Raw genomic sequence first — 19,268 nt, forward strand, 5'->3', positions numbered from 1 at the left:
GAGTCGCGCTCCCGGCCCGGCTGGGCGTCAGCCGAGGAGCTCTCGGCCGACCTCGTCGACCGAGCGGCAGCCGACCAGGCCGAGGGAGAGGTCGAGCTCGGCGATCATGTGCTCCACGACGGCCTGGACACCAGCGGCGCCGGCCAGGGCGAGGCCGTAGACGTAGGGGCGGCCGAGGAGGACCGCGTCGGCTCCCAGGGCGAGCGCCTTGAGGACGTCGGCGCCGGAGCGGATGCCGGAGTCGAAGAGCACCGGGATGCGGCCGTCGACCTCGTCGACGATGCTCGGCAGGGCGTCGATGGAGGCGATGGCACCGTCGACCTGGCGGCCGCCGTGGTTGGACACGATGATCCCGTCGACTCCGTGCTCGAGCGCGCGGCGGGCGTCCTCGGGCGCCTGGAGCCCCTTCAGCACGATCGGCAGGTCGGTCATCTCGCGCAGCCTGTCCAGGTCGTCCCAGATCAGATCGGAGCGGGAGAAGACATCGAGGAAGGTCTCGACCGCGGCGCGGGCCTGGCCGGAGCGGAGGTTGTCCACGAGCTTGCCGGGGTGGTGCTGAGCCATCGAGGCGACCGCGCCGAGGGCCGCGGGGATCTCCCGGATCCCGGGCCGCACGCTCGTGCCGCCGCCACTCGTGATCCGCTCCTCGACGAGGGCGCGGAAGGCCGGGTCGGAGGTGTACTGCGCGATCCCGAGCCCCCTGGCGAAGGGCAGGTAGCCCAGATCCAGATCACGCGTACGCCACCCCAGCATGTGCGTGTCGAGCGTGACGACCAGCGCGTCGGAGCCGATGGCCTCGGCGCGGCGTACGAAGGACTCGACGATCGACTCGTCCTTCGACCAGTAGAGCTGGTAGAGCCGCGGGGTGTCGCCGAGGTCCTCGGCGACCTCCTCCATCGGGACGGACGCCTGGGTGGAGATCACCATCGGGATGCCCGTCGCGCGAGCCGCCGCGGCGACCTCGTGCTCCGCACGCGGGTGGGCGAGCTCGAGCACGCCGACCGGGGCGAGCATCAGCGGCGCCGGCATGTCGACCCCGAACAGCGTGATGCGCAGGTCGCGGTTCTCCACGTCGGCGAGCATGCGGGGCACGAGCCGGAAGTGGTCGAAGGCCGAGGTGTTGGCGGCGACGGTGCGCTGCTGGCCGGCTCCGCCGGCGACGTAGGCCCAGGCCTCCTTGCTCATCGCCCGACGGGCAGCCTCGGCCAGCGCCGACGGCTCGGTCGGCACCACGGGAAGCCGGCCGAACAGGCCCTTCCGGAAGATCGCGGACTGGAGGTCTCTGCCGATGCTCACGCGCCCACCTCCGTAGCGCAAGCGCCAGGATACGGACGCGGGCGCGTGATGATTCGATGGTTCACTCGCTGGTGCTCGCTCACGCGCGAAGGCTACTCGCGCCCGAAGCGATCTGGGCGGGAAGCGCGGCTCCGGAGAGCGCGGTGATCAGCCGATGGCACCGCTCGGTCATCTCGGCCGGGGTGACCCCGGGGTGGTCGAGCCACCAGGTGATCAGCGCATCGACCGCACTCATCCAGACCGCGGTCAGCGCAGAGGCGTCGAGGGGGTCGTCATCGCCCACGAGCCGCATCAGCTCACCGACGCCCTCGACGGCCAGACGGGTGATCCGGTCGGTGTAGACGGCGCGAGCGGCCGCCACCTCACCGTCGTCGGGCGCCGACGGGTCGAAGAGGAGCCGCCACACCCACGGCTGCGGCTCGAGCGTCCGGAAGAGGCCGTCGAGCGTGCGGAGACCACGCTCGAGACCGACGGAGTCGTCGGCGGCGACCCGCTCCATCTCGGCAGCGAGCGTCTCGGCGCCGTAGTTGAAGCTGGCCAGGAAGAGGCCCTCCTTGGAGCCGAAGTACTGGTAGACCAGCGGTTTCGAGATGCCGGCGTCGGCGGCGATCGCCGCGACCGACGCCTTGGCGAACCCGACGGTGCCGAAGGCCTGGCAGGCGGCCAGCACGATCTGCAGCTCGCGGTCGGCGCGCGGGACGCCCTTGGTTCCAGCGTTGGCCCGTGACATGCCCAAGAGTCTAGCGGTGGCATATGACCTTGAGGTAACTTACTCCAAGGTCATATCCCTGGGAGGTCCCCCATGAACGACATGCTCGACCCGCTCAAGAACCCGCTGACGTACGCGATCCCGTTCTTCGCGCTCTCGATCCTCATCGAGCTGGCAGCACTGAAATGGCTCGACCACGACGACAACCTGGCCGGCTACGTCTTCAAGGACGCGCGCACCTCGGTCCTGATGGGCCTCGGGTCGATCGTGTCGATGACCGTGTTCAAGGTGCTGACCTTCGCGGTCTACGCGGCGATCTTCGCCTACGCGTCGCTGTGGCAGATCCCGGAGACGTGGTGGGGCCTGGCGATCTCGGTCGTGGTCGTCGACCTCGCCTACTACTGGAACCACCGCTTCGTGCACCGGACGCGCGTCGGCTGGGCGGCCCACCAGGCGCACCACTCGAGCGAGTACATGACCTTCGCGACCGCGCTGCGGCAGAAGTGGAACCCGTGGTTCGAGTTCTTCTTCTTCCTGCCGCTGCCGTTCCTGGGCATCTCACCGGCGGCGATCTACATCGCCTTCTCGATCAACCTGATCTACCAGTTCTTCGTGCACACCGAGACGATCGGCCGACTCTGGCGGCCGCTGGAGCTCGTGCTCAACACCCCGTCGCACCACCGCGTCCACCACGGCTCCGACCCGGAGTACCTGGACAAGAACTACGCCGGCATCCTGATCGTCTGGGACCGCCTCTTCGGCACGTTCCAGCCCGAGGTCCAGCGCCCGACGTACGGCCTGACCTACAAGGTCGACACCTACAACCTGCTCCGCCTGGAGTACGGCGCGTTCCGCGAGCTCTGGAACGACGTACGCAGCGCCGACGGCTGGCGGCTCAAGCTGAGCTACCTCTTCCGGCCGCCGGGCTGGACGCCGGAGAAGGCTACGCCGCCCGCCGCCGTCCGAGAATCATCACGATGACCAGGCCGAGCAGACCCACGACGACGAGCACGACGCCGGGGGCGGCGACCTCGACGAGCTTCGCGCCCTCGGGGGACGTGGGCTCGCTGAAGCTCACCTGCTGAGGCTCGGGGGCGATCGCCTCGGGGAACTCCTTGGCGATCTCCGCCTGGAGCTTGTCGGTGTACTCCTCGACGCGCGGCGCGCTGCCGGCGGCGAGGATCGTGTCGCCCTTCTGCTGCACGAAGAAGTAGTAGTCCTCGTTGGCGGTCAGCGACTTGCGCTGGCACGGCCCGGTGTTAAGGGTGACCTGGAGGTTGCTGCCGCTGATGACGCCCTTGAGCGCCTTGACGACGGTCACGGGGTAGACGACCGGGCCGCCCTTCCGGGTGGCCTTGGCGGGGCCGGTCACCCGCGCGTGGAAGACCAGCGGCTCCTCGACGGCGTCGCTGAGCTTGAACGCGGGGCACTTCGCGGGAGCCGTCAGCGGCGAGGTGGCAGGGGCTGCCGAAGCAGGTGCGGGGCTCGTCATGATCATCGCGGTCGCGACAAGAGCAACGGCAGCGAGGAGCTGGGGGACGCGGCGCATGGCGAAGATCAAACCAGTCAGAGCCCGAAGACTCCAGCCAGCACCCGCGCGACACCGTCATCTTCGTGTCCGGGCGCGAGGTGGGACGCGCACGCGACCACGCTCGGGTGGGCGTCGGCCATGGCGTAGGACGTCCCGGCCCAGGTCAGCATCGGCAGGTCGTTGGGCATGTCGCCGAAGGCGATCACGTCCGTCGCGGAGATGCCGAGCTCGGTGCAGACGAGCTCCAGCGTGGAGGCCTTGGTGACCCCGGGAGCGCTGATCTCGAGCAGCGGGAACGAGGAGTGGGTGACGTTGACCCGGTCGCCGACGGCGGCCGTCGCGGCCGCGAGCAGATCGTCGGCGTCATCGTCGTCGTGGCGCCGGGCGAGCAGCTTGATCAGCGGCTCGTCGGCGAGCTCCTCGATCGCGGCGACCCGCCTGGCGGGCCGGCGGGCGTCGGAGGTGTGGGTCACGAAGTCCGGCTCGCACGACCAGCCTTCGAGCGACTCCGTCGCGAAGACCAGGCCGGGCAGGCTGGCCGTCAGCGTCGCCGCCACCTCGGCGGTCAGGGCGGGCTCGATCAGCCGGGTGAGCCGCGGCTGATCGGTCGCGACGTCCCAGACCAGCGCACCGTTGGAGACGATCGCCAGGCCGACGCTGCCGATGTGCTCGAAGAGCTCGCGGGTCCAGCGCAGCGGCCGACCGGTCACGAAGATGACCGGCACGCCGATCTCCTCGAGCTTCACGAGCACGTCACGGGTGAAGTCCGAGACCGAGCCGTCCGCTCTCACCAGAGTGCCGTCCAGGTCGGTGGCGACGAGCTTCGGCGTACTCATTCTTCCATTCTGCCACCGGGGACAGGCCTGGCCATCACCAGATGCCCGTCCTCGTCGGCGCCCCGGAGCTCGGTGAACCCGCACTTGGCGAGCACACGGAGGCTGGCCGCGTTGGTGGGTTCGACGGAGGCCCGGATGCGTACGCCCTCCGCGTCGGCGCACGCGAGCAGACCCTTGAGCGCCTCGGTGGCGAAGCCCCAGCCGCGTGCCTCTTCGACGAGGCCGTAGCCGACCTCGGTCTCCGGGGTGCCGTCAGAGGCGGCGTCGGGCGGCCCGAAGAAGCCGATCGAGCCGAGCACGGTCCCGTTGCGGATGATGTAGCGGGAGCTCCACGAGTCACCCTCGACCCACATCGTCGCCGCGTCGCGGTCGTCCTCACGCGGGAACTGCGGGTGCCAGCCCTGCTGCCGCCCGTTCCGGCCCTGCTGGTCGACGATGGCCTCGATGTCGGCCTGGGTCCACAGCGGCAGCGTCAGCCGCTCGGTGAGGATGGTGGTGGGAAGAGTCACGAGCGCCAAGACTCTCAGAACAGCACTCTCAGAACCAGCGGGAGAGTTCCAGCGCCGCGCCGTCGTCGGCGACGTGGGCGGTGACGGCGTCGGCGATCTCCTGCACGACCTCGGGAGCGTTGCCCATGGCGACACCGCGCCCGGCCCACTCGAGCATCTCGACGTCGTTGCGGCCGTCGCCGATGGCGAGTACGTCGGCGGGTTCGAGGTCGAGCTGGTCGCAGACGTAGGCGAGGCCCGATGCCTTGGAGACCCCGACCGGGGTGAGGTCGAGCCAGGCGGTGTAGCCGACGACGTAGTCGATGCCGTGCAGGCCGAGCTCGCGCCCGAGGGCGAGGAAGTCCTCCGGGGTCGCGTCGGGGTCGCGGATGATCACGCGCGAGACCGGCTCGGCGACCATCTCCTCGATCGGCGCGATCAGGTGGGCGCCGTCGAGCTCGCCCTCCGGGAACGGCCGGTTGAACCGGTAGCCCAGGCCGCGGTTCTCCACCGCGACCAGCACGTTCGGACGTCGTTCCAGGATCTTCTCGACGGCCGCGCGAGCGTCGAAGGTCTCCTCGTGCACCACGTCGACCGGCGGGTAGCGGAGCACCACCGCACCGTTGGACGCGACGATCCACAACCGCTCCGCACCCTCGTCCGGAAGCCCGAGCAGGTCGGCGATCCCGGTCATCGAGTGGGCTGAGCGGCCCGAGGAGAGCACCACGTGCGCCCCCGCGTCGTACGCCCGGCGGACCGCGTCACGCACCTTGTCCGAGAGCGCCTCGGAGGTCGTGCCGGTGCCCTCGATCCAGCGCAGCAGGGTGCCGTCGATGTCGAGCGCGACGAGCTTCGGGTGCCAGGCGGCCTCGCCCGGCCGCGCGGTGCTGCTCTCGGTCGTGCTCACTTCTGGACCGGCTCCAGGACCTCGCGCCCGAGCCACTTCTGCAGCGCCTTCGGCACCCGCACCGACCCGTCGGCCTGCTGGTGGGTCTCCAGGACGGCCACGATGGCGCGGGTGATCGCGGTCAGGGTGCCGTTGAGCGTGGCGACCGGGGTGGTGCCGCTCTCGGTGCGCTGCCGGATGTCGAGGCGGCGCGCCTGGAAGGTGGTGCAGTTGGACGCCGAGGTGAGCTCGCGGTACTTCCCCTGCGTGGGGATCCACGCCTCGCAGTCGAACTTCCGCAGCGCGCTCGGACCGAGGTCGCCCGCGGCGACGTCGATGACCTGGTAGGCCAGCTCGAGCTTGTCCAGGAACGCCTTCTCCCACTCGAGGAGACGCTGGTGCTCCGCGTACGACTCCTCGACGGTGGTGTAGACGAACATCTCCACCTTCTCGAACTGGTGGACCCGGATGATGCCCTTGGTGTCCTTGCCCGCCGAGCCGGCCTCCTTGCGGAAGCAGGACGAGAAGGCGGCGTAGCGGCGCGGCAGCGTCTCGGGGTCGAGGATCTCGTCGGCGTGGTAGGCCGCCATCGGCACCTCCGAGGTGCCGACGAGATAGAGGTCGTCGTCCTCGATCTTGTAGACGCCGTCGTCGACCTGGTCGAGGAAGCCGGTGCCCTCCATCGCCTCCGGGCGCACCAGCGCCGGCGCGATGACCTGGGTGAACCCGGCCTCGCGGGCCTGCTCCATCGCCAGGTTGATCAGCGCGAACTCCAGCTCGGCACCGACGCCGGTCAGGAAGTAGAAGCGGCTGCCCGAGACCTTGGCGCCGCGCTCGAGGTCGATCGCGCCGAGCATCTTGCCCAGCTCGACGTGGTCGCGCGGCTCGAAGCCCTCGGCCTCGAAGTCGCGCGGCTCGCCGACCTTCTCGATCAGGACGAAGTCGTCCTCACCGCCGGCCGGAGCGTCGTCGGCGAGGTTGGGGATGGCCTTGAGGGCCTTCTTCCACTCATCCTCGGCAGCGTTCTGCGCCGCCTCGGCCTCCTTGACGGCAGCCGCGAGCTCCTTCACCTCGGCCAGGAGCTGCTGCTTCTCCTCGCCCTTGGCCTGGGCGACCTTCTTGCCCATCTGCTTCTGCTCGGCCCGCTTGGCCTCGAAGTCCGCGATCGCCGCCCGCCGGGCACTGTCCGCGGACAGCGCCCGGTCCACCACGTCGGAGGACGCGCCGCGGCGCTCCTGCGAGGCACGTACGCGGTCGGGGTCTTCGCGGAGGATGCGCGGGTCGATCATGCGGCAAGGCTAGTCGACCGGGCCATCAGATCTCACTTCAGTAAGTGAGCGTCGCCCGCTCATCCCCTGCGAATGACTCCGGCCGCGAACTCGACGAGGTACGAAGCAGATCGGAGGGCCGCTTTGAGCGAGGTCCCCAAAAAGGCTGATGACCCCATACTGGGCGGCGTCCTTGATGACATGCATTGGAATCACTTGACGCAAATTTGTGTCAAGTGATTCCAATGATGATCGCGTACTAGGGAATGCGAACGCGCCGCTCGACCGACGAGCTCGTGTCGCTGCCCGTGCCACCGTCGCCGTAGTCGCGGCCGTAGCCACCGATGAGCCGGTCGCTGCCGGAGTCCCCGTAGAGGGAGTCATTGCCCGACCCGCCCTCGATCCTGTCCGATCCACCGAGGCCGACCAGCTTGTTCACTCCGCTGTTGCCCTTAAGGACGTCGGCGTAGTTCGTGCCGGTCAGTCGCTCGAAGGTCAGCAGGCGTTCCGCTCCTGCACCCGTCGACTGCACGGAGGTCGTGTTGAGCGCGACCTTCACCCCGTTGCGAACGTTTGAGTACGCGACGGTGTCGGTGCCCGAACCACCCTCCGCCCGGTCGTTGCCGAGGCCGGGAAAGATCGTGTCGCTGCCGCCTCCGCCGAGAAGTACGTTGGCGCCACCGTCACCGACGAGACGGTCGGGGTACGGGCTGCCTGTCAGGTTCTGCATCCCTGCGAGCGTGTCGGTGCCACCACCCCCGGTCGCACGAGACATGGTCGCCGAGACCGCGCCTGTCGCGGTGGCGTACGAAGCGGTGTCGGATCCAACGCCACCACTCAGGGAGTCGTTGCCGGCATTGCCGGCCAGGAGGTCGTTGCCGTCCGCCCCGTACAGCGTGTCGGCGCCGTCTCCACCCTCCAACGTGTCGTTGCCCGAGCCGGCCTCGAGGCGGTCGTTGCCGACCTCGCCCTTGAGCCGATCGCTCCCACCGCCACCAAGCAAGCGGTCTGACCCGGTGCCGCCGAGGACGTAGTCGTTCCCATCGCCGGCACTGACAGTGTCGTTGTCCGCATCGCCGTAGACCTTGTCGTCTCCGGAGCCGGCGTCGAGCGAGTCGTTCTCCGAGCCGCCGCGGATCTCGTCGCCACCACCGTTCCCGGTGATGGTGTCAGCCCCGGCGTCCCCGAAGAGCTTGTCGTAGCCCACGTCGCCGATCAGTTCGTCGTCCCCGTTCCCGCCATGCAGGATGCCAGCTTCCTCGACCGCACGCAGCGAGTCGTCGCCGTCGCCGCCGGAGGCGACGGCGGGATATCCCCGGACTTCGATCGTGTCGTTGCCGGCACCGCCGTTGACCGCGGCGCCGGCGTACCGCCCACCCACTAGGACGTCGTGACCGTCTCCGCCGTCGGCAATCCCCTCGTCCCCGTAGGACGAGGCGCGGATCGTGTCGTCGCCGGCGTCGCCGTACAGGCTGTTGCTCTCGATAGCGCTGCCGTGGCCTGTCGCGTCGATGACATCGTTGCCCGCGTCGCCGTGGACGACGTCGTATCCGGACCCGTCGTCGATCGTGTCGTTGCCGTCTCCGGCGTTGACCGCATCGGCCCCGTTTCCAGCGTTGATCCGGTCGTCGCCGCCACCACCGGCGATCCGGTCGTCCCCGGCCTCGCCCCAGATGGTGTCGTTGCCGTCACCCGCGGCGATGGTGTCGTTGCCGTCGCCCGCGTCGACCAGATCGGCGCCGCCACCGGCCTCGACGATGTCGTCGCCCTTGCCGACCTCGATCGTGTCAGCACCGCTCGTGCCGGTGATCGTGTCGTCGTGGTCCGTCGCCGACACTGACTCGAAACCGGCGAGGGTGGCTCCCCATCCGGTGTCACCCACAGCCATGTCGAACGTGATGCCGGCCGAACTCACGATGGAGATGCGGTCCGTCGCGGTGTCGTCCGAGCCACCGTTGACGACATCGTGGTCAGGGGCGACCGAGACCGACACCGCGTCGCTCCCGAGCCCACCGCGGACGACGTCGCTGCCCGCACCAGGCGCGATCAGGTCGTCGCCGCCTTCTCCGAAGATCTGGTCGTCGCCGTCGCCGCCGTACGCGGCATCGTCGCCTGCCCCGCCGTGGAAAGTATCGTTCCCGGCCTCGCCACGGAAGCCGCCGCCATTGCCGTCCGCGTAGTAGACATCGTCACCGTCGCCTCCATAGGCGCTCTCGATCTGCTTTCCACCGCGGATGAGGTCGTTGCCTGGCCCCGCACGGATGACCGAGCTGTCACCGATGATGGTGTCGTTCCCTTCACCGGCGTCCACACTGCTCCCATACACGGGATAGATGACGTCGTTGCCAAGACCGGCAGTGATCGTCGCCCTGCCTTCGCCTACGACACAGATGGTGTCGTCTCCGCCCAGCGCATCAACGGAGACGCCTGCGGGGACGGCGACGACGTCGTCACCCTCGGTCGGGGCCTGGCCCTCGACACTTAGATCCACGGTGATCGCCTTGCCGTCGCACTCGGTGATCGCCTCCTCGGCGGCAGCGGAGCCGGCGAGGAGGCCACCGACGCCGAGGGCGACGGCGGGGACGGACAAGAGCCCGAGAAGGGCGTACGAGGACACGCGAGAGCGCATGAGAGAGACCTCACAACGACGAGGGACCGAGGAATGCCGACGCCGACCCGAATCATGCGCGGAGAAGGAACAGTAACGCTCACAACCGTGCGCCGCCTCGGCTTTTGTCCAGGTCGTTCATTCACTGTGTGGAAGCCGTTTCGCGCATACTGACTCACCGTGCTTGACCTTTCGCGCCGTGCCCTGCTGCTCTGGGCGGCTTCGCTGTTCGCCCTGTGCGCCCTGATCGGGATCGCGGCGATCAACGCATGGCCGCCGGTCTCGACGTTCGACGAGCTCGGCCGCGAGGCAGCAGCGGTGACGGCGGAGCACGGCTGGATGCTCGACTTCTGGCACGTCGTCGAGGTGGTCACGGAGTGGTACCTCCCGGTCGGGGTCGCCTTCCTGGTCGCCGCCGGGCTGTTCCGCAAGTATCTGCGCGCCGCGGTCTACGTGTTCGGCGTCGTGGCGGTCACCCTGGTCGTACGCCGTGGCCTGGTGCTGCTGATCGACCGGGACCGCCCGGAGTGGCAGCTGTCGTCGTGGCTGCACGACTCGCCGGCGTACCCCTCCGGTCACGCGACCGGGATGGCGGTCCTGGCGGGTGTGATCGCGGTCGTCGTGACGATGTTCGTACGCCGCCGCGGCATCCGCCGCCTCGCCTACACGGGCCTCACGCTTCTGGTCGTGCTCGTCGCCGCGGACCGGGTCTTCCTCGGCCGCCACTACCCCTCCGACGTGCTCGGCGGGATCGCCTTCGCCGCCGGCGCGGTCTTCCTCGGCATGGCGCTCTACACGCCGCTGCCCACCTCGCACGCGCTGGGGCGGCGGCCGCTGGTGGACTCGGTGCGCGGCAACCGGAAGATCGCGGTCGTCCTCAACCCGATCAAGGTCGAGTCGGTCGACCAGTTCAAGACCATGGTCACCACGATGGCCAAGGAGTCCGGCTGGAAGACGCCGACCTGGCACCTGACCACGGTCGACGACCCCGGCCGAGGCATGGCGCGTGCCGCCCAGGAGGAGGGCGCCGACCTGGTGCTCGTCTGCGGCGGCGACGGCACCGTACGCGAGGTCTGCTCCGCCCTGGCCGGCACCGGCATCGCGGTGGGGATCGTCCCCGGCGGCACCGGCAACCTGCTCGCCCGCAACCTGTCGATCCCGCTCTACATCCGCGCCGCGATCGACGTCGCGCTCACCGGGCAGGACCAGGCGATCGACCTGGTCGAGGTCTCCGGCGACAACCTCGAGGACACCAACTTCCTGGTCATGGCCGGGATGGGCTTCGACGCCGCGATCATGAGCGGCGTCAACGAGGACATCAAGAAGAAGATCGGCTGGATGGCGTACGTCCTCTCCGCCTTCAAGAGCCTGATGTTCCCGGCGATGCGGCTGGAGATCTCCGTCGACGGCGGCGAGTTCACCAGGCACCGGGCGCGCACGGTCGTCGTCGGCAACGTCGGCTACCTCCAGGCCAACATGCCGCTGCTGCCGGCGGCCGCCCTCGACGACGGGCTCGTCGACGTGGTGCTGCTCTATCCGCAGCGGTTCTGGTCCTGGCTGCCGCTCGCGTTCCGGGTGCTGAGCAAGCGGCCGCGCACCGACAACCTGGTCAACCGGATGACCGGCGCCAGCGTCGTGATCCGGACCAACCACGACCAGCCCCGCCAGCTCGACGGCGACACCATCTCCGAGGGTCGGGAGCTGCGCATGACGTGCCTTCCGGGACGCCTGCTCGTCCGCGTGCCACGCTGAAACGCGGTCCCGATTCGGTCCCGAATCCAACGACACGCAGCCAAGCAGAAAGTCCCGGCAATCAGGGTCCAAGGTCCCGGATCAAGCGTATTTTCAGCGTGTTTGGGATCAATTTTCGTGCGACTCGATGGCGACTCGCGGGCACAGATGTCTTGTTGATCAGTAAATGTTCATAAGGTGTCTGACACGACTCGGCGTGAGCCGAGTCGGCGTCCCCGATCGGGCTCAGCCTGACTCCGGCCGGTGACGTGCAAGACCCACACACTGGTCGGAAATCCCCCGCGACCAGTGTTCGACTCCCGGGCCGTCCCACCCGCAGCCCGGGTTTGAAAACCGGCACGCTCGGAACGGTTCCCCCGCCACGCCCGAGCGTGCCGGCGTCGTTTTCGGCCCGATCCGGTCGCCTCGGATCAGCTCCTCGGCTTCGCCTGCTGGACCGCCTCGGTCTCCTCGGGCGACATCAGCTGGGACGACTCCCAGCCGCTGATGCTCTTCGCGTACGACCTCGCCTCGGTGCGGCCGTGGATCGAGGTGAGCACGACCCCGTCACCGTTGTCGTCGAGCAGGGCAAGGCACCAGCTCAGGTGGCCACCGGCGTCCCCGAACGCGTCGAAGCGCACCACCGCGAGGTGGCGCAGGTTCATGGCCGACTCCGCCCGCAGGGCCGCGACCTCAGCACGCAGACCGGCGACGTCGGTCGGCAGCGACTCGACGGCGGCGGGGTCGGGGCGGCGTACGTCCTTCGTCCTCTGCCAGGCCGCCCCGGCGAACACCAGGGAGGCGATTGCTGTCAGCAGACTGAGAATGGCAAGAGCGAGCACAACGGGCGAATCTAGACTGTCGCTGTGTCCGAGCCACATCGCATCGCCTATCAGGGCGAACCAGGGTCCAACTCACACATGGTCTGCCAACGGCACTACCCCGAGCTGGAGTCGGTGCCGTGCGCCTCGTTCGAGGACGTCTTTGCGACCGTCGAGGCAGGTGAGGCGTCGCTGGCGATGATCCCGATCGACAACTCCCTCGCCGGGCGGGTGGCCGACATCCACCACTTCCTCCCCGAGTCGAACCTGCACATCATCGCCGAGCACTACCTGCGGATCCGGTTCCACCTGCTCGGTCTTCCGGGCGCCCATCTCGACGACATCCGTACGGTCCACTCCCACGTCCACGCGCTGGGCCAGTGCCGCAACATCATCCGGGAGCACGGGTTCACGCCGGTCGTCTCCGGCGACACCGCCGGTGCCGCGCGCGAGGTCGTCGAGGCCGGTGACCCGACGATGGCGGCGATCTCCCCGCCGCTGGCCGCCTCGATCTACGGGCTCGACGTGCTCGCCACCGACATCGAGGACGCCGACCACAACACCACCCGCTTCGTGGTGCTCTCGCCCGACTTCATCCAGGCGCCCTCCGACCAGGGTCCGGTGGTGACCTCGTTCATCTTCAACGTACGCAACCTTCCGGCCGCTCTCTACAAGGCGCTCGGCGGCTTCGCGACCAACGGCGTCAACATGACCAAGCTGGAGTCCTACATGGTCGACGGGAAGTTCACCGCGACCCAGTTCCTCGCCGAGGTCGACGGCCACCCCGATCAGCCGGGGCTGAAGCGGGCCCTGGAGGAGCTGGCCTTCTTCACGACCGACGTGAAGCTGCTCGGGGTCTATCCCGCCGACCCGGCCCGGTTCTGAGGATGCCCGACCAGGAGACGACCGCGGACCTCGGGTTCGCCCGCGTCGACCTCGACCGTGAGCGGCGCACGGGTGACCCGGAGGTCGTGTACGCCGACGGCAAGACCCCCGAGCAGGTCGTCGCGATCTTGGCCCGGCTGCACCGTGCGCACCCCACGCGCGCCGTCCTGGCCACCCGGGTCTCCGCCGAGGCAGCCGCCCTCGTCGCCGCCGAGCTGCCCTCGGCGACCCACGACGCCGAGGCCCGGGCGATCACGCTCGGGCCGCTGCCGACCCAGCAGGGCCGGGTCTGCGTCGTGGCCGCCGGCACCTCCGACGGGCCGGTCGCGGCCGAGGCGGCACTGACCGCCCGGGTCCACGGCGCCGGCGTCGAGCGGATCACCGATGTGGGTGTCGCCGGGATCCACCGCCTGATGGCCGTACGCGACCGGCTCGACGACGCCGACTGCCTGATCGTCGTCGCCGGGATGGAGGGTGCGTTGCCCTCCGTGGTCGGCGGGCTGGTCGGGGTGCCGATGATCGGGGTGCCGACGTCCGTCGGCTACGGCGCCTCCTTCGGCGGGCTGGCCGCGCTGCTGGCGATGCTCAACTCGTGTGCTCCCGGCGTGACCGTGGTCAACATCGACAACGGCTACGGTGCCGGGGTCGCGGCGGCAAGGATCGCCAGGCGGGCTCGGGCTCGATGAGCATCGTCTGGGTCGACGCCTCCTCCGGGGCGTCGGGCGACATGCTGCTCGGCGCGCTCGTCGACGCCGGGGTGCCGCTGTCCGCGATCGCCTCCGCGGTGGATGCAGTGGCTCCCGAGCCGGTGGATCTCGCCGCTGAACAGGTGAGACGTGGCGCCCTGGCCGCGACCCGGTGCCATGTCTCGATCGCGGACTCGACCCACCACCGCACCTGGACCGACGTCCGGGAGCTGCTCGTCGGCGCCCCGCTGGACGGCGCGGTGCGCGACCCGGCGCTGCGGGTCTTCGAGCGCCTCGCCGTCGCCGAAGGGGCCGTCCACGGGATCTCCCCCGAGGAGGTCCACTTCCACGAGGTCGGGGCGCTGGACGCGATCGCCGACGTGGTCGGGGTCTGTGCCGGTTTCGTGCACCTGGGTGCCACCGACGTCGTGGTCTCCCCGGTCGCGGTCGGGTCGGGCTCGGTCCGGGCCGCTCACGGGACCCTGTCGGTGCCGCCGCCGGCCGTGGCACGGCTGCTCACCGGCGTACCTTCCTTCGCGGGGCCTCCCGGGCACCCGCCGATGGAGATGTGCACGCCGACCGGGGCCGCCCTGCTCACCACCCTCGCCACCTCGTGGGGCGATCAGCCGCCGATGGTGACCGGCGCCGTCGGGGTCGGGGCCGGGGGCAGGGATCCCGACGGCTGGTCGAACGCGATCCGGCTGCTGGTCGGGGAGGCGGCTGAGACGCCGGCGGCAGATCGTGCGGCCGCCGAGCTCGTCATCGAGGCGAACATCGACGATCTGGAGGGCCGACTGATCCCGGGCGCGCTCGACGCACTCCTCGCCGCCGGGGCTCACGACGCCTGGGTCACGCCGATCCTGATGAAGAAGGGCCGCCCCGCCTACACGCTCCACGCTCTCACCCGTCCCGACGCCGCCGAGGCGGTCCGGAGGGTGTTCTTCCAGGAGACCTCGACGATCGGCGTACGCGAGCACGAGGTGGTCAAGCACGCCCTGCCCCGCGAGATCCTGACCGTGACCGTCGACGGACACCCGATCGCCGTCAAGGCCGCCCGCCTCGACGGCGAGATCGTCAACCTGCAGCCCGAGTGGGACGACGTCGCCCGTGTCGCCGCCGCGCTCAACCGCCCCGCGATCGATGTCCTGGCGGCGGCCAAGGCGCTGGCGGTTCGTCTAGGTATGTAGCCGAGCATCCGCATCCCTCGTGGAGTTCCACCAGGGGAGCGACTGTTCGCCTGCATACCTAGCTGAACATCCCGCCCCGCCGAATGCGAGCATGACCCCGTGGACATCACCGTCATCGCGCTGGCCTTCGCCGCGATCTTCGTCGTCGAGCTGCCGGACAAGACGTTCCTGGCGACGCTGGTGCTGTCGACGAAGTACCGGCCGATCTTCGTCTGGCTCGGCGTGGGCGCCGCGTTCGCGATCCAGACGCTCATCGCCGTGGCCATCGGCGGCGTGGCGACACTCCTGCCGACCAGCCTGATCCACATCGTCGCCGCCCTGCTCTTCCTCGGCGGCGCGGTGCTCCTGCTCGTCGAGGGACGCCGCCACCACGGCACCGCGAGCGAGGAGGACGGCAGCGAGTTCGCCGAGAAGGCGAAGGACGTACGCGGCTTCCGCCAGGTCCTGGCCAGCTTCATGGTCCTCTTCGCGGCCGAGTGGGGCGACCTCTCCCAGCTGCTGAGCGTCTCGCTGGTGGCCCGCTACCACGAGCCGGTCTCGGTCTTCATCGGCTCCTGGGCGGCACTGCTGACGGTGTCGGGGCTCGCGGTGCTGCTGGGACGTACGCTGCTCCGGTTCATCAAGCTGCACGTCCTGCACTACGTCGGAGCTCTCGTATGCCTCGTCCTGGGCATCCTGACGCTGGTCGAGGTGTTCGCCTGAGCGACCGTCGCCTAGGCTGCCGACATGGTTGAACTTGGCGCCGACAGCGAGGTCGGACGGCTGCGTACGGTAATGCTCCACCGACCCGGTAGGGAGCTGACCCGGCTGACGCCGCGCAACAACGACAAGCTGCTCTTCGACGGCATTCCGTGGGTGAAGCGGGCACAGGACGAGCACGACGCCTTCGCGGCCGCGCTGCGGGATCGCGACGTCGAGGTGCTCTACCTGACCGACCTGCTCACCGAGACCCTCGAGGTGCCCGAGGCCCGCAAGCTGGCACTCGACAACGTCCTGGGCTCGCTCACCCTGGGCGACACCCTCCGCGACTACCTGAGCGGCGCCCTCGCCGACGCGGGTCCGGCCGAGCTGACCGACCACCTGACCGCGGGCATCCGCAACGACGAGGTGCGCGGCGGCCACGGCCTGGTCACCAGCCTCCTCGTCCACGACGACTTCCTGATCGACCCGCTCCCCAACCTGCTCTTCACCCGCGACTCGTCGGTGTGGATCCGCGACCGCGCGACCGTCACGAGCCTGGCGATGCCGGCCCGCAAGCGCGAGACCGCACTGACCGAGCTGATCTACCAGTTCCACCCGCGGTTCCGGTCCAGCCCCCGGCTGCACGGCTCCCACCTCGAGCACGTCGAGGGTGGCGACGTGCTCCTGCTCGCGCCCGGCGTCGTCGCCGTCGGTGTCGGCGAGCGTACGACCCCTGCCGGCGCCGAGCGGCTGGCGCGCCAGGTCTTCGCCGAGGACCTCGCTCACACCGTGCTCGCCGTGCCGATCGCGCAGGAGCGCGCGACGATGCACCTCGACACGATCGCCACGCTGGTGAACACCGACAAGATGGTCATCTACCCCAACGCGGTCGACTCGCTGGTGGCGTACGCCGTGACGCCGTCGGGCGAGTCCGACCAGGTGGACATCGCCGCTCCGCGTCCGTTCCTCGAGGTCGCGGCCGAGGCGATGGGCATCGACAAGCTCCACCACGTCGACACCGGGCTCGACCCGGTCGCCGCCGAGCGCGAGCAGTGGGACGACGGCAACAACACCCTGGCCCTGGCGCCGGGCGTGGTCGTCGGCTACGAGCGCAACACCCAGACCAACGAGGCGCTGGAGGCCGCCGGTATCGAGGTCATTGCGATCGCCGGCTCCGAGCTGGGCTCCGGCCGGGGTGGTCCGCGATGCATGAGCTGCCCGATCGCCCGGGACCCGCTGGGATAACTCGCCAGTAGGAAAGTCGTTGTCCTTGTGACCGTCCCCACAGCCGACCGAAGGAAAACCTCGTGACCGAGTCGTTCTTCTCCATGTTCACGCCCAAGGAGATCGCGCACATCAGCGCCACCGGCACCCGCGTGCATCTGCCGGAGGGCTGGTCGCCGATCTGGGAGGACACCCCGCCGGACAAGGCCTACATCATCCTCGACGGCACCGTCTCGGTCCGCCGGGACAAGGAGGAGATCGCCCAGTGCGGTCCCGGTGACATCATCGGTGAGGCGGCGATCATGCGGGGGTCGCTGCGGACGGCCTCCATCGTCGCCCTCACGCCGCTCGACCTGATCCACCTCAGCGCCGACAAGCTGCAGCAGCTCTCCGTGGAGATGCCGTCGTTCGCGAGGGCGCTGGACAAGGTCGCCAAGGACAGGTTCGGCTCCTGACGCTCGACGACCAGACCGACGAGGGCCTCGACCACGGCCGCAGCCGTGAGGCCGACATCGAGCTGGCCGAGGCGCTGGCCGTGGTCGAGTCCTTCGTCCTCGGACAGACGCCCACACTGACCCGCGCCGACGTCGCGGGCGCGGTCGGCGTGCCCATGGAGGTCGCCGAGGACCTCTGGCACCACCTCGGCTTCCCGCACGCGGGCGACGACGAGATAGCGTTCACCGAGGCCGATGTCGAGGCGCTGCGGATGACGCAGGAGCTCGTACGTCTCGGGGTGCTCAGCGAGGACCGGCAGGCCGCTCTCGTGCGGACCTGGGGGCGCTCCTACGCGCGCCTGGCCGAGTGGCAGACGTCGCTGCTCGCCGAGGTCGCCCGCGAGCGGGGTGGCGACGAGGTCGAGGACCTGGTCGCGCTGAGCGCGCAGGTGCTCCCGCTGGTCGAGTCGCTGCAGGACTACGTCTGGCGCCGCCACCTGGTCAGCGCGGCCCGCCGGATGCTCACCGTCGCGGACGCGTCCGCGGTGCCGCTGGCGGTCGGGTTCCTCGACATCGTCGGCTACACCGCCCGCTCCAAGCGGCTCAGCGACAAGGAGCTCGTCGACTGGGTCGAGGAGTTCGAGGACACCTGCTCCGACGTCGTCGTCGAGCACGGCGGCCGGGTGATCAAGTATCTCGGCGACGGGGTGTTCTTCACCTTCGAGGACGTCCCCTCCGCCGCCCGGACGGCGCTCGAGCTGGCCGCGCTGGGCGAAGACCGCGACAGCGCGTTTCCCCACGTCAGAGCCGGGATCTCCTACGGCGACGTGGTGCTCAGGCTCGGCGACGTCTTCGGCCCCACGGTCAACATCGCCGCCCGCCTCACGACCGTCGCACGGCCCTCGTCGGTGGTCATCGACGAGCACGCGGCGGCCGCGCTCGAGGGCGTCGACGGCTTCCAGGTCGAGAAGATGCGGCGGGCGAGCGTGAAGGGCTACTCCCGCCTGCAGGCGTTCCGGCTGCGATCCACATCGGATTGAACCCGCCCGACTGAACCGGGCCAGAAAAGTCGGGCCCGGAGGGGTGCTCCCGAGCCAGGCTTGACGGCGAAAGGAGGACCACATGATCGGCACGCTCAACACCCTGGTCGACCTGGTCGAGGCCGAGCTCGACGACGGGCTCACCGGCGAGGTGGACGTGGCTCGGGTCGCTCGCGACCACGGCACCACCGAGTACCACCTACGCCGGATGTTCTCGGCGCTCGCCGGGATGCCGCTGTCCGAGTACGTCCGCCGCCGGCGGATGACCCTGGCCGCGGCCGACCTCGTCGCCGGTGCCCCCGACCTCCTCGAGGTCGCGGTGCACTACGGCTACGGCTCGACCGAGGCGTTCGGGCGCGCGTTCCGTGCGGTGCACGGCTCGGCTCCCGCCGACGTACGCCGGTCCGGTGGTCCGCTACGCACACAACCCACGCTCAGGTTCCGCCTGAGCGTCGAAGGGAGCACCCCGATGGACGTCACCATCAACGACATGCCCGAGCTGCGCCTGGTCGGCCACGCCGCCAAGGTCCCGCTGATCTACGAGGGCGTGAATCCGCACATCCAGGCACACATCGCCTCGCTCGAGCCCTCGGAGCACGTCCGGCTCAAGGAGCTCAACGACACCGACCCGCGCGGCATCCTCGCGGTCACCGACTCCCCGTCGCCCGATGCACCGGAGGGGACGATGATCACGTACCTGCACGGGGTCGCGGTCACGCCGTCGGCCTCGGTGCCGGAGGAGCTGGATGCCATCACCGTGCCGGCCGGCTCCTGGGCGGTCTTCGCCGCCAGCGGCCCGCACCCGGAGACGCTGCAGCGTCTCTGGGCCGCGACCGCGACCGACTGGTTCCCGTCGAACCCGTGGCGGCTCCGCCCCGGACCGTCGGTCCTCCGCTACCTCGAGCTCACCGAGACGTACGCCTCGTGCGAGCTGTGGTTGCCGGTCGAGCGGTGACC

General features: G+C 69.7%; 19 protein-coding genes. 10 read left to right on the forward strand and 9 right to left on the reverse strand.

Features of this window, described 5'->3' with window-relative positions; translation table 11 throughout:
* Nucleotides 1-27: 27 nt before the first annotated feature.
* Entirely contained in the window at nt 28-1,296 is a 1,269-nt protein-coding gene (locus tag HD557_RS25625; protein WP_196875941.1) for an alpha-hydroxy-acid oxidizing protein, read from the reverse strand.
* A 79-nt stretch (nt 1,297-1,375) separates the two neighbouring features.
* Nucleotides 1,376-2,026: a TetR/AcrR family transcriptional regulator gene (locus HD557_RS25630; RefSeq protein WP_196875942.1), complete on the reverse strand. Its 651-nt coding sequence runs from the start codon at nt 2,024-2,026 to the stop codon at nt 1,376-1,378.
* Between the two features lie 72 nt (nt 2,027-2,098).
* Between HD557_RS25630 and HD557_RS25635 the strand changes: the two genes are divergently transcribed.
* Nucleotides 2,099-2,986: a sterol desaturase family protein gene (locus HD557_RS25635; RefSeq protein WP_196875943.1), complete on the forward strand. Its 888-nt coding sequence runs from the start codon at nt 2,099-2,101 to the stop codon at nt 2,984-2,986.
* Here HD557_RS25635 and HD557_RS25640 read toward each other — a convergent pair.
* The 6 genes from HD557_RS25640 to HD557_RS25665 all read right to left on the reverse strand — a co-directional run bounded on the left by HD557_RS25640 (nt 2,949) and on the right by HD557_RS25665 (nt 9,643).
* Entirely contained in the window at nt 2,949-3,554 is a 606-nt protein-coding gene (locus tag HD557_RS25640; RefSeq protein ID WP_196875944.1) for a hypothetical protein, read from the reverse strand. The genes HD557_RS25635 and HD557_RS25640 overlap by 38 nt on opposite strands.
* Before the next feature lie 17 nt (nt 3,555-3,571).
* Complete coding sequence (locus HD557_RS25645) at nt 3,572-4,372, reverse strand: Cof-type HAD-IIB family hydrolase (RefSeq protein WP_008355944.1); 801 nt, start codon at nt 4,370-4,372, stop codon at nt 3,572-3,574.
* Entirely contained in the window at nt 4,369-4,881 is a 513-nt protein-coding gene (locus HD557_RS25650) for a GNAT family N-acetyltransferase (protein WP_008355943.1), read from the reverse strand. The genes HD557_RS25645 and HD557_RS25650 overlap by 4 nt, the downstream gene beginning before the upstream one ends.
* A gap of 28 nt (nt 4,882-4,909) precedes the next feature.
* Entirely contained in the window at nt 4,910-5,767 is an 858-nt protein-coding gene (locus HD557_RS25655; RefSeq protein ID WP_196875945.1) for an HAD family hydrolase, read from the reverse strand.
* Entirely contained in the window at nt 5,764-7,035 is a 1,272-nt protein-coding gene (serS, locus tag HD557_RS25660) for a serine--tRNA ligase (RefSeq protein ID WP_196875946.1), read from the reverse strand. Before serS ends, HD557_RS25655 begins: the two co-directional genes overlap by 4 nt.
* Before the next feature lie 238 nt (nt 7,036-7,273).
* Nucleotides 7,274-9,643, reverse strand: coding sequence for a calcium-binding protein (locus tag HD557_RS25665; protein ID WP_196875947.1), 2,370 nt, complete (start codon nt 9,641-9,643; stop codon nt 7,274-7,276).
* A 159-nt stretch (nt 9,644-9,802) separates the two neighbouring features.
* Here HD557_RS25665 and HD557_RS25670 point away from each other — a divergent pair, with 159 nt between their 5' ends.
* The gene (locus HD557_RS25670) at nt 9,803-11,374 is read left to right on the forward strand and encodes a diacylglycerol kinase family protein (protein WP_196875948.1); all 1,572 of its coding nucleotides are present in this window, start codon (nt 9,803-9,805) and stop codon (nt 11,372-11,374) included.
* Nucleotides 11,375-11,784: 410 nt separating this feature from the next.
* On the opposite strand, the gene HD557_RS25675 is transcribed toward HD557_RS25670, so the two are convergent.
* On the reverse strand, nt 11,785-12,195 hold the full coding sequence (locus tag HD557_RS25675) for a DUF4446 family protein (RefSeq protein ID WP_307785708.1): 411 nt from the start codon (nt 12,193-12,195) through the stop codon (nt 11,785-11,787).
* Between the two features lie 24 nt (nt 12,196-12,219).
* On the opposite strand from HD557_RS25675, the gene HD557_RS25680 reads away from it, so the two are divergent.
* From HD557_RS25680 to HD557_RS25715, 8 genes are all read left to right on the forward strand, one after another.
* Complete coding sequence (locus tag HD557_RS25680) at nt 12,220-13,059, forward strand: prephenate dehydratase (protein WP_008355931.1); 840 nt, start codon at nt 12,220-12,222, stop codon at nt 13,057-13,059.
* A 2-nt stretch (nt 13,060-13,061) separates the two neighbouring features.
* On the forward strand, nt 13,062-13,745 hold the full coding sequence (gene larB, locus HD557_RS25685) for a nickel pincer cofactor biosynthesis protein LarB (protein ID WP_196875949.1): 684 nt from the start codon (nt 13,062-13,064) through the stop codon (nt 13,743-13,745).
* Entirely contained in the window at nt 13,742-14,932 is a 1,191-nt protein-coding gene (gene larC, locus HD557_RS25690; protein WP_196875950.1) for a nickel pincer cofactor biosynthesis protein LarC, read from the forward strand. The genes larB and larC overlap by 4 nt, the downstream gene beginning before the upstream one ends.
* 99 nt (nt 14,933-15,031) lie before the next feature.
* Nucleotides 15,032-15,634: a TMEM165/GDT1 family protein gene (locus HD557_RS25695; protein ID WP_008355925.1), complete on the forward strand. Its 603-nt coding sequence runs from the start codon at nt 15,032-15,034 to the stop codon at nt 15,632-15,634.
* A gap of 24 nt (nt 15,635-15,658) precedes the next feature.
* Nucleotides 15,659-16,858, forward strand: coding sequence for an arginine deiminase (locus HD557_RS25700; protein WP_008355923.1), 1,200 nt, complete (start codon nt 15,659-15,661; stop codon nt 16,856-16,858).
* Between the two features lie 62 nt (nt 16,859-16,920).
* The gene (locus HD557_RS25705; RefSeq protein ID WP_008355922.1) at nt 16,921-17,292 is read left to right on the forward strand and encodes a cyclic nucleotide-binding domain-containing protein; all 372 of its coding nucleotides are present in this window, start codon (nt 16,921-16,923) and stop codon (nt 17,290-17,292) included.
* Nucleotides 17,293-17,372: 80 nt separating this feature from the next.
* A complete protein-coding gene (locus tag HD557_RS25710; protein WP_196875951.1) occupies nt 17,373-18,311 on the forward strand; it encodes an adenylate/guanylate cyclase domain-containing protein in 939 nt (312 codons plus the stop codon).
* An 82-nt stretch (nt 18,312-18,393) separates the two neighbouring features.
* Nucleotides 18,394-19,266 (forward strand): AraC family transcriptional regulator, encoded by an 873-nt coding sequence (locus HD557_RS25715; protein WP_196875952.1) that lies wholly within the window; start codon nt 18,394-18,396, stop codon nt 19,264-19,266.
* Nucleotides 19,267-19,268: the final 2 nt, after the last annotated feature.

It is taken from the genome of Nocardioides luteus (assembly GCF_015752315.1).
Lineage (GTDB): Bacteria > Actinomycetota > Actinomycetes > Propionibacteriales > Nocardioidaceae > Nocardioides.

Excerpts from the sequence above, each read along its gene's own strand:
- HD557_RS25630 (WP_196875942.1), bottom strand. The coding sequence starts at position 2,026 with ATGTCACGGGCCAACGCTGGAACCAAGGGCGTCCCGCGCGCCGACCGC.
- HD557_RS25635 (WP_196875943.1), top strand. The coding sequence starts at position 2,099 with ATGAACGACATGCTCGACCCGCTCAAGAACCCGCTGACGTACGCGATC.
- HD557_RS25640 (WP_196875944.1), bottom strand. The coding sequence starts at position 3,554 with ATGCGCCGCGTCCCCCAGCTCCTCGCTGCCGTTGCTCTTGTCGCGACC.
- HD557_RS25645 (WP_008355944.1), bottom strand. The coding sequence starts at position 4,372 with ATGAGTACGCCGAAGCTCGTCGCCACCGACCTGGACGGCACTCTGGTG.
- serS (WP_196875946.1), bottom strand. The coding sequence starts at position 7,035 with ATGATCGACCCGCGCATCCTCCGCGAAGACCCCGACCGCGTACGTGCC.
- HD557_RS25665 (WP_196875947.1), bottom strand. The coding sequence starts at position 9,643 with ATGCGCTCTCGCGTGTCCTCGTACGCCCTTCTCGGGCTCTTGTCCGTC.
- larB (WP_196875949.1), top strand. The coding sequence starts at position 13,062 with ATGCCCGACCAGGAGACGACCGCGGACCTCGGGTTCGCCCGCGTCGAC.
- larC (WP_196875950.1), top strand. The coding sequence starts at position 13,742 with ATGAGCATCGTCTGGGTCGACGCCTCCTCCGGGGCGTCGGGCGACATG.
- HD557_RS25700 (WP_008355923.1), top strand. The coding sequence starts at position 15,659 with ATGGTTGAACTTGGCGCCGACAGCGAGGTCGGACGGCTGCGTACGGTA.
- HD557_RS25715 (WP_196875952.1), top strand. The coding sequence starts at position 18,394 with ATGATCGGCACGCTCAACACCCTGGTCGACCTGGTCGAGGCCGAGCTC.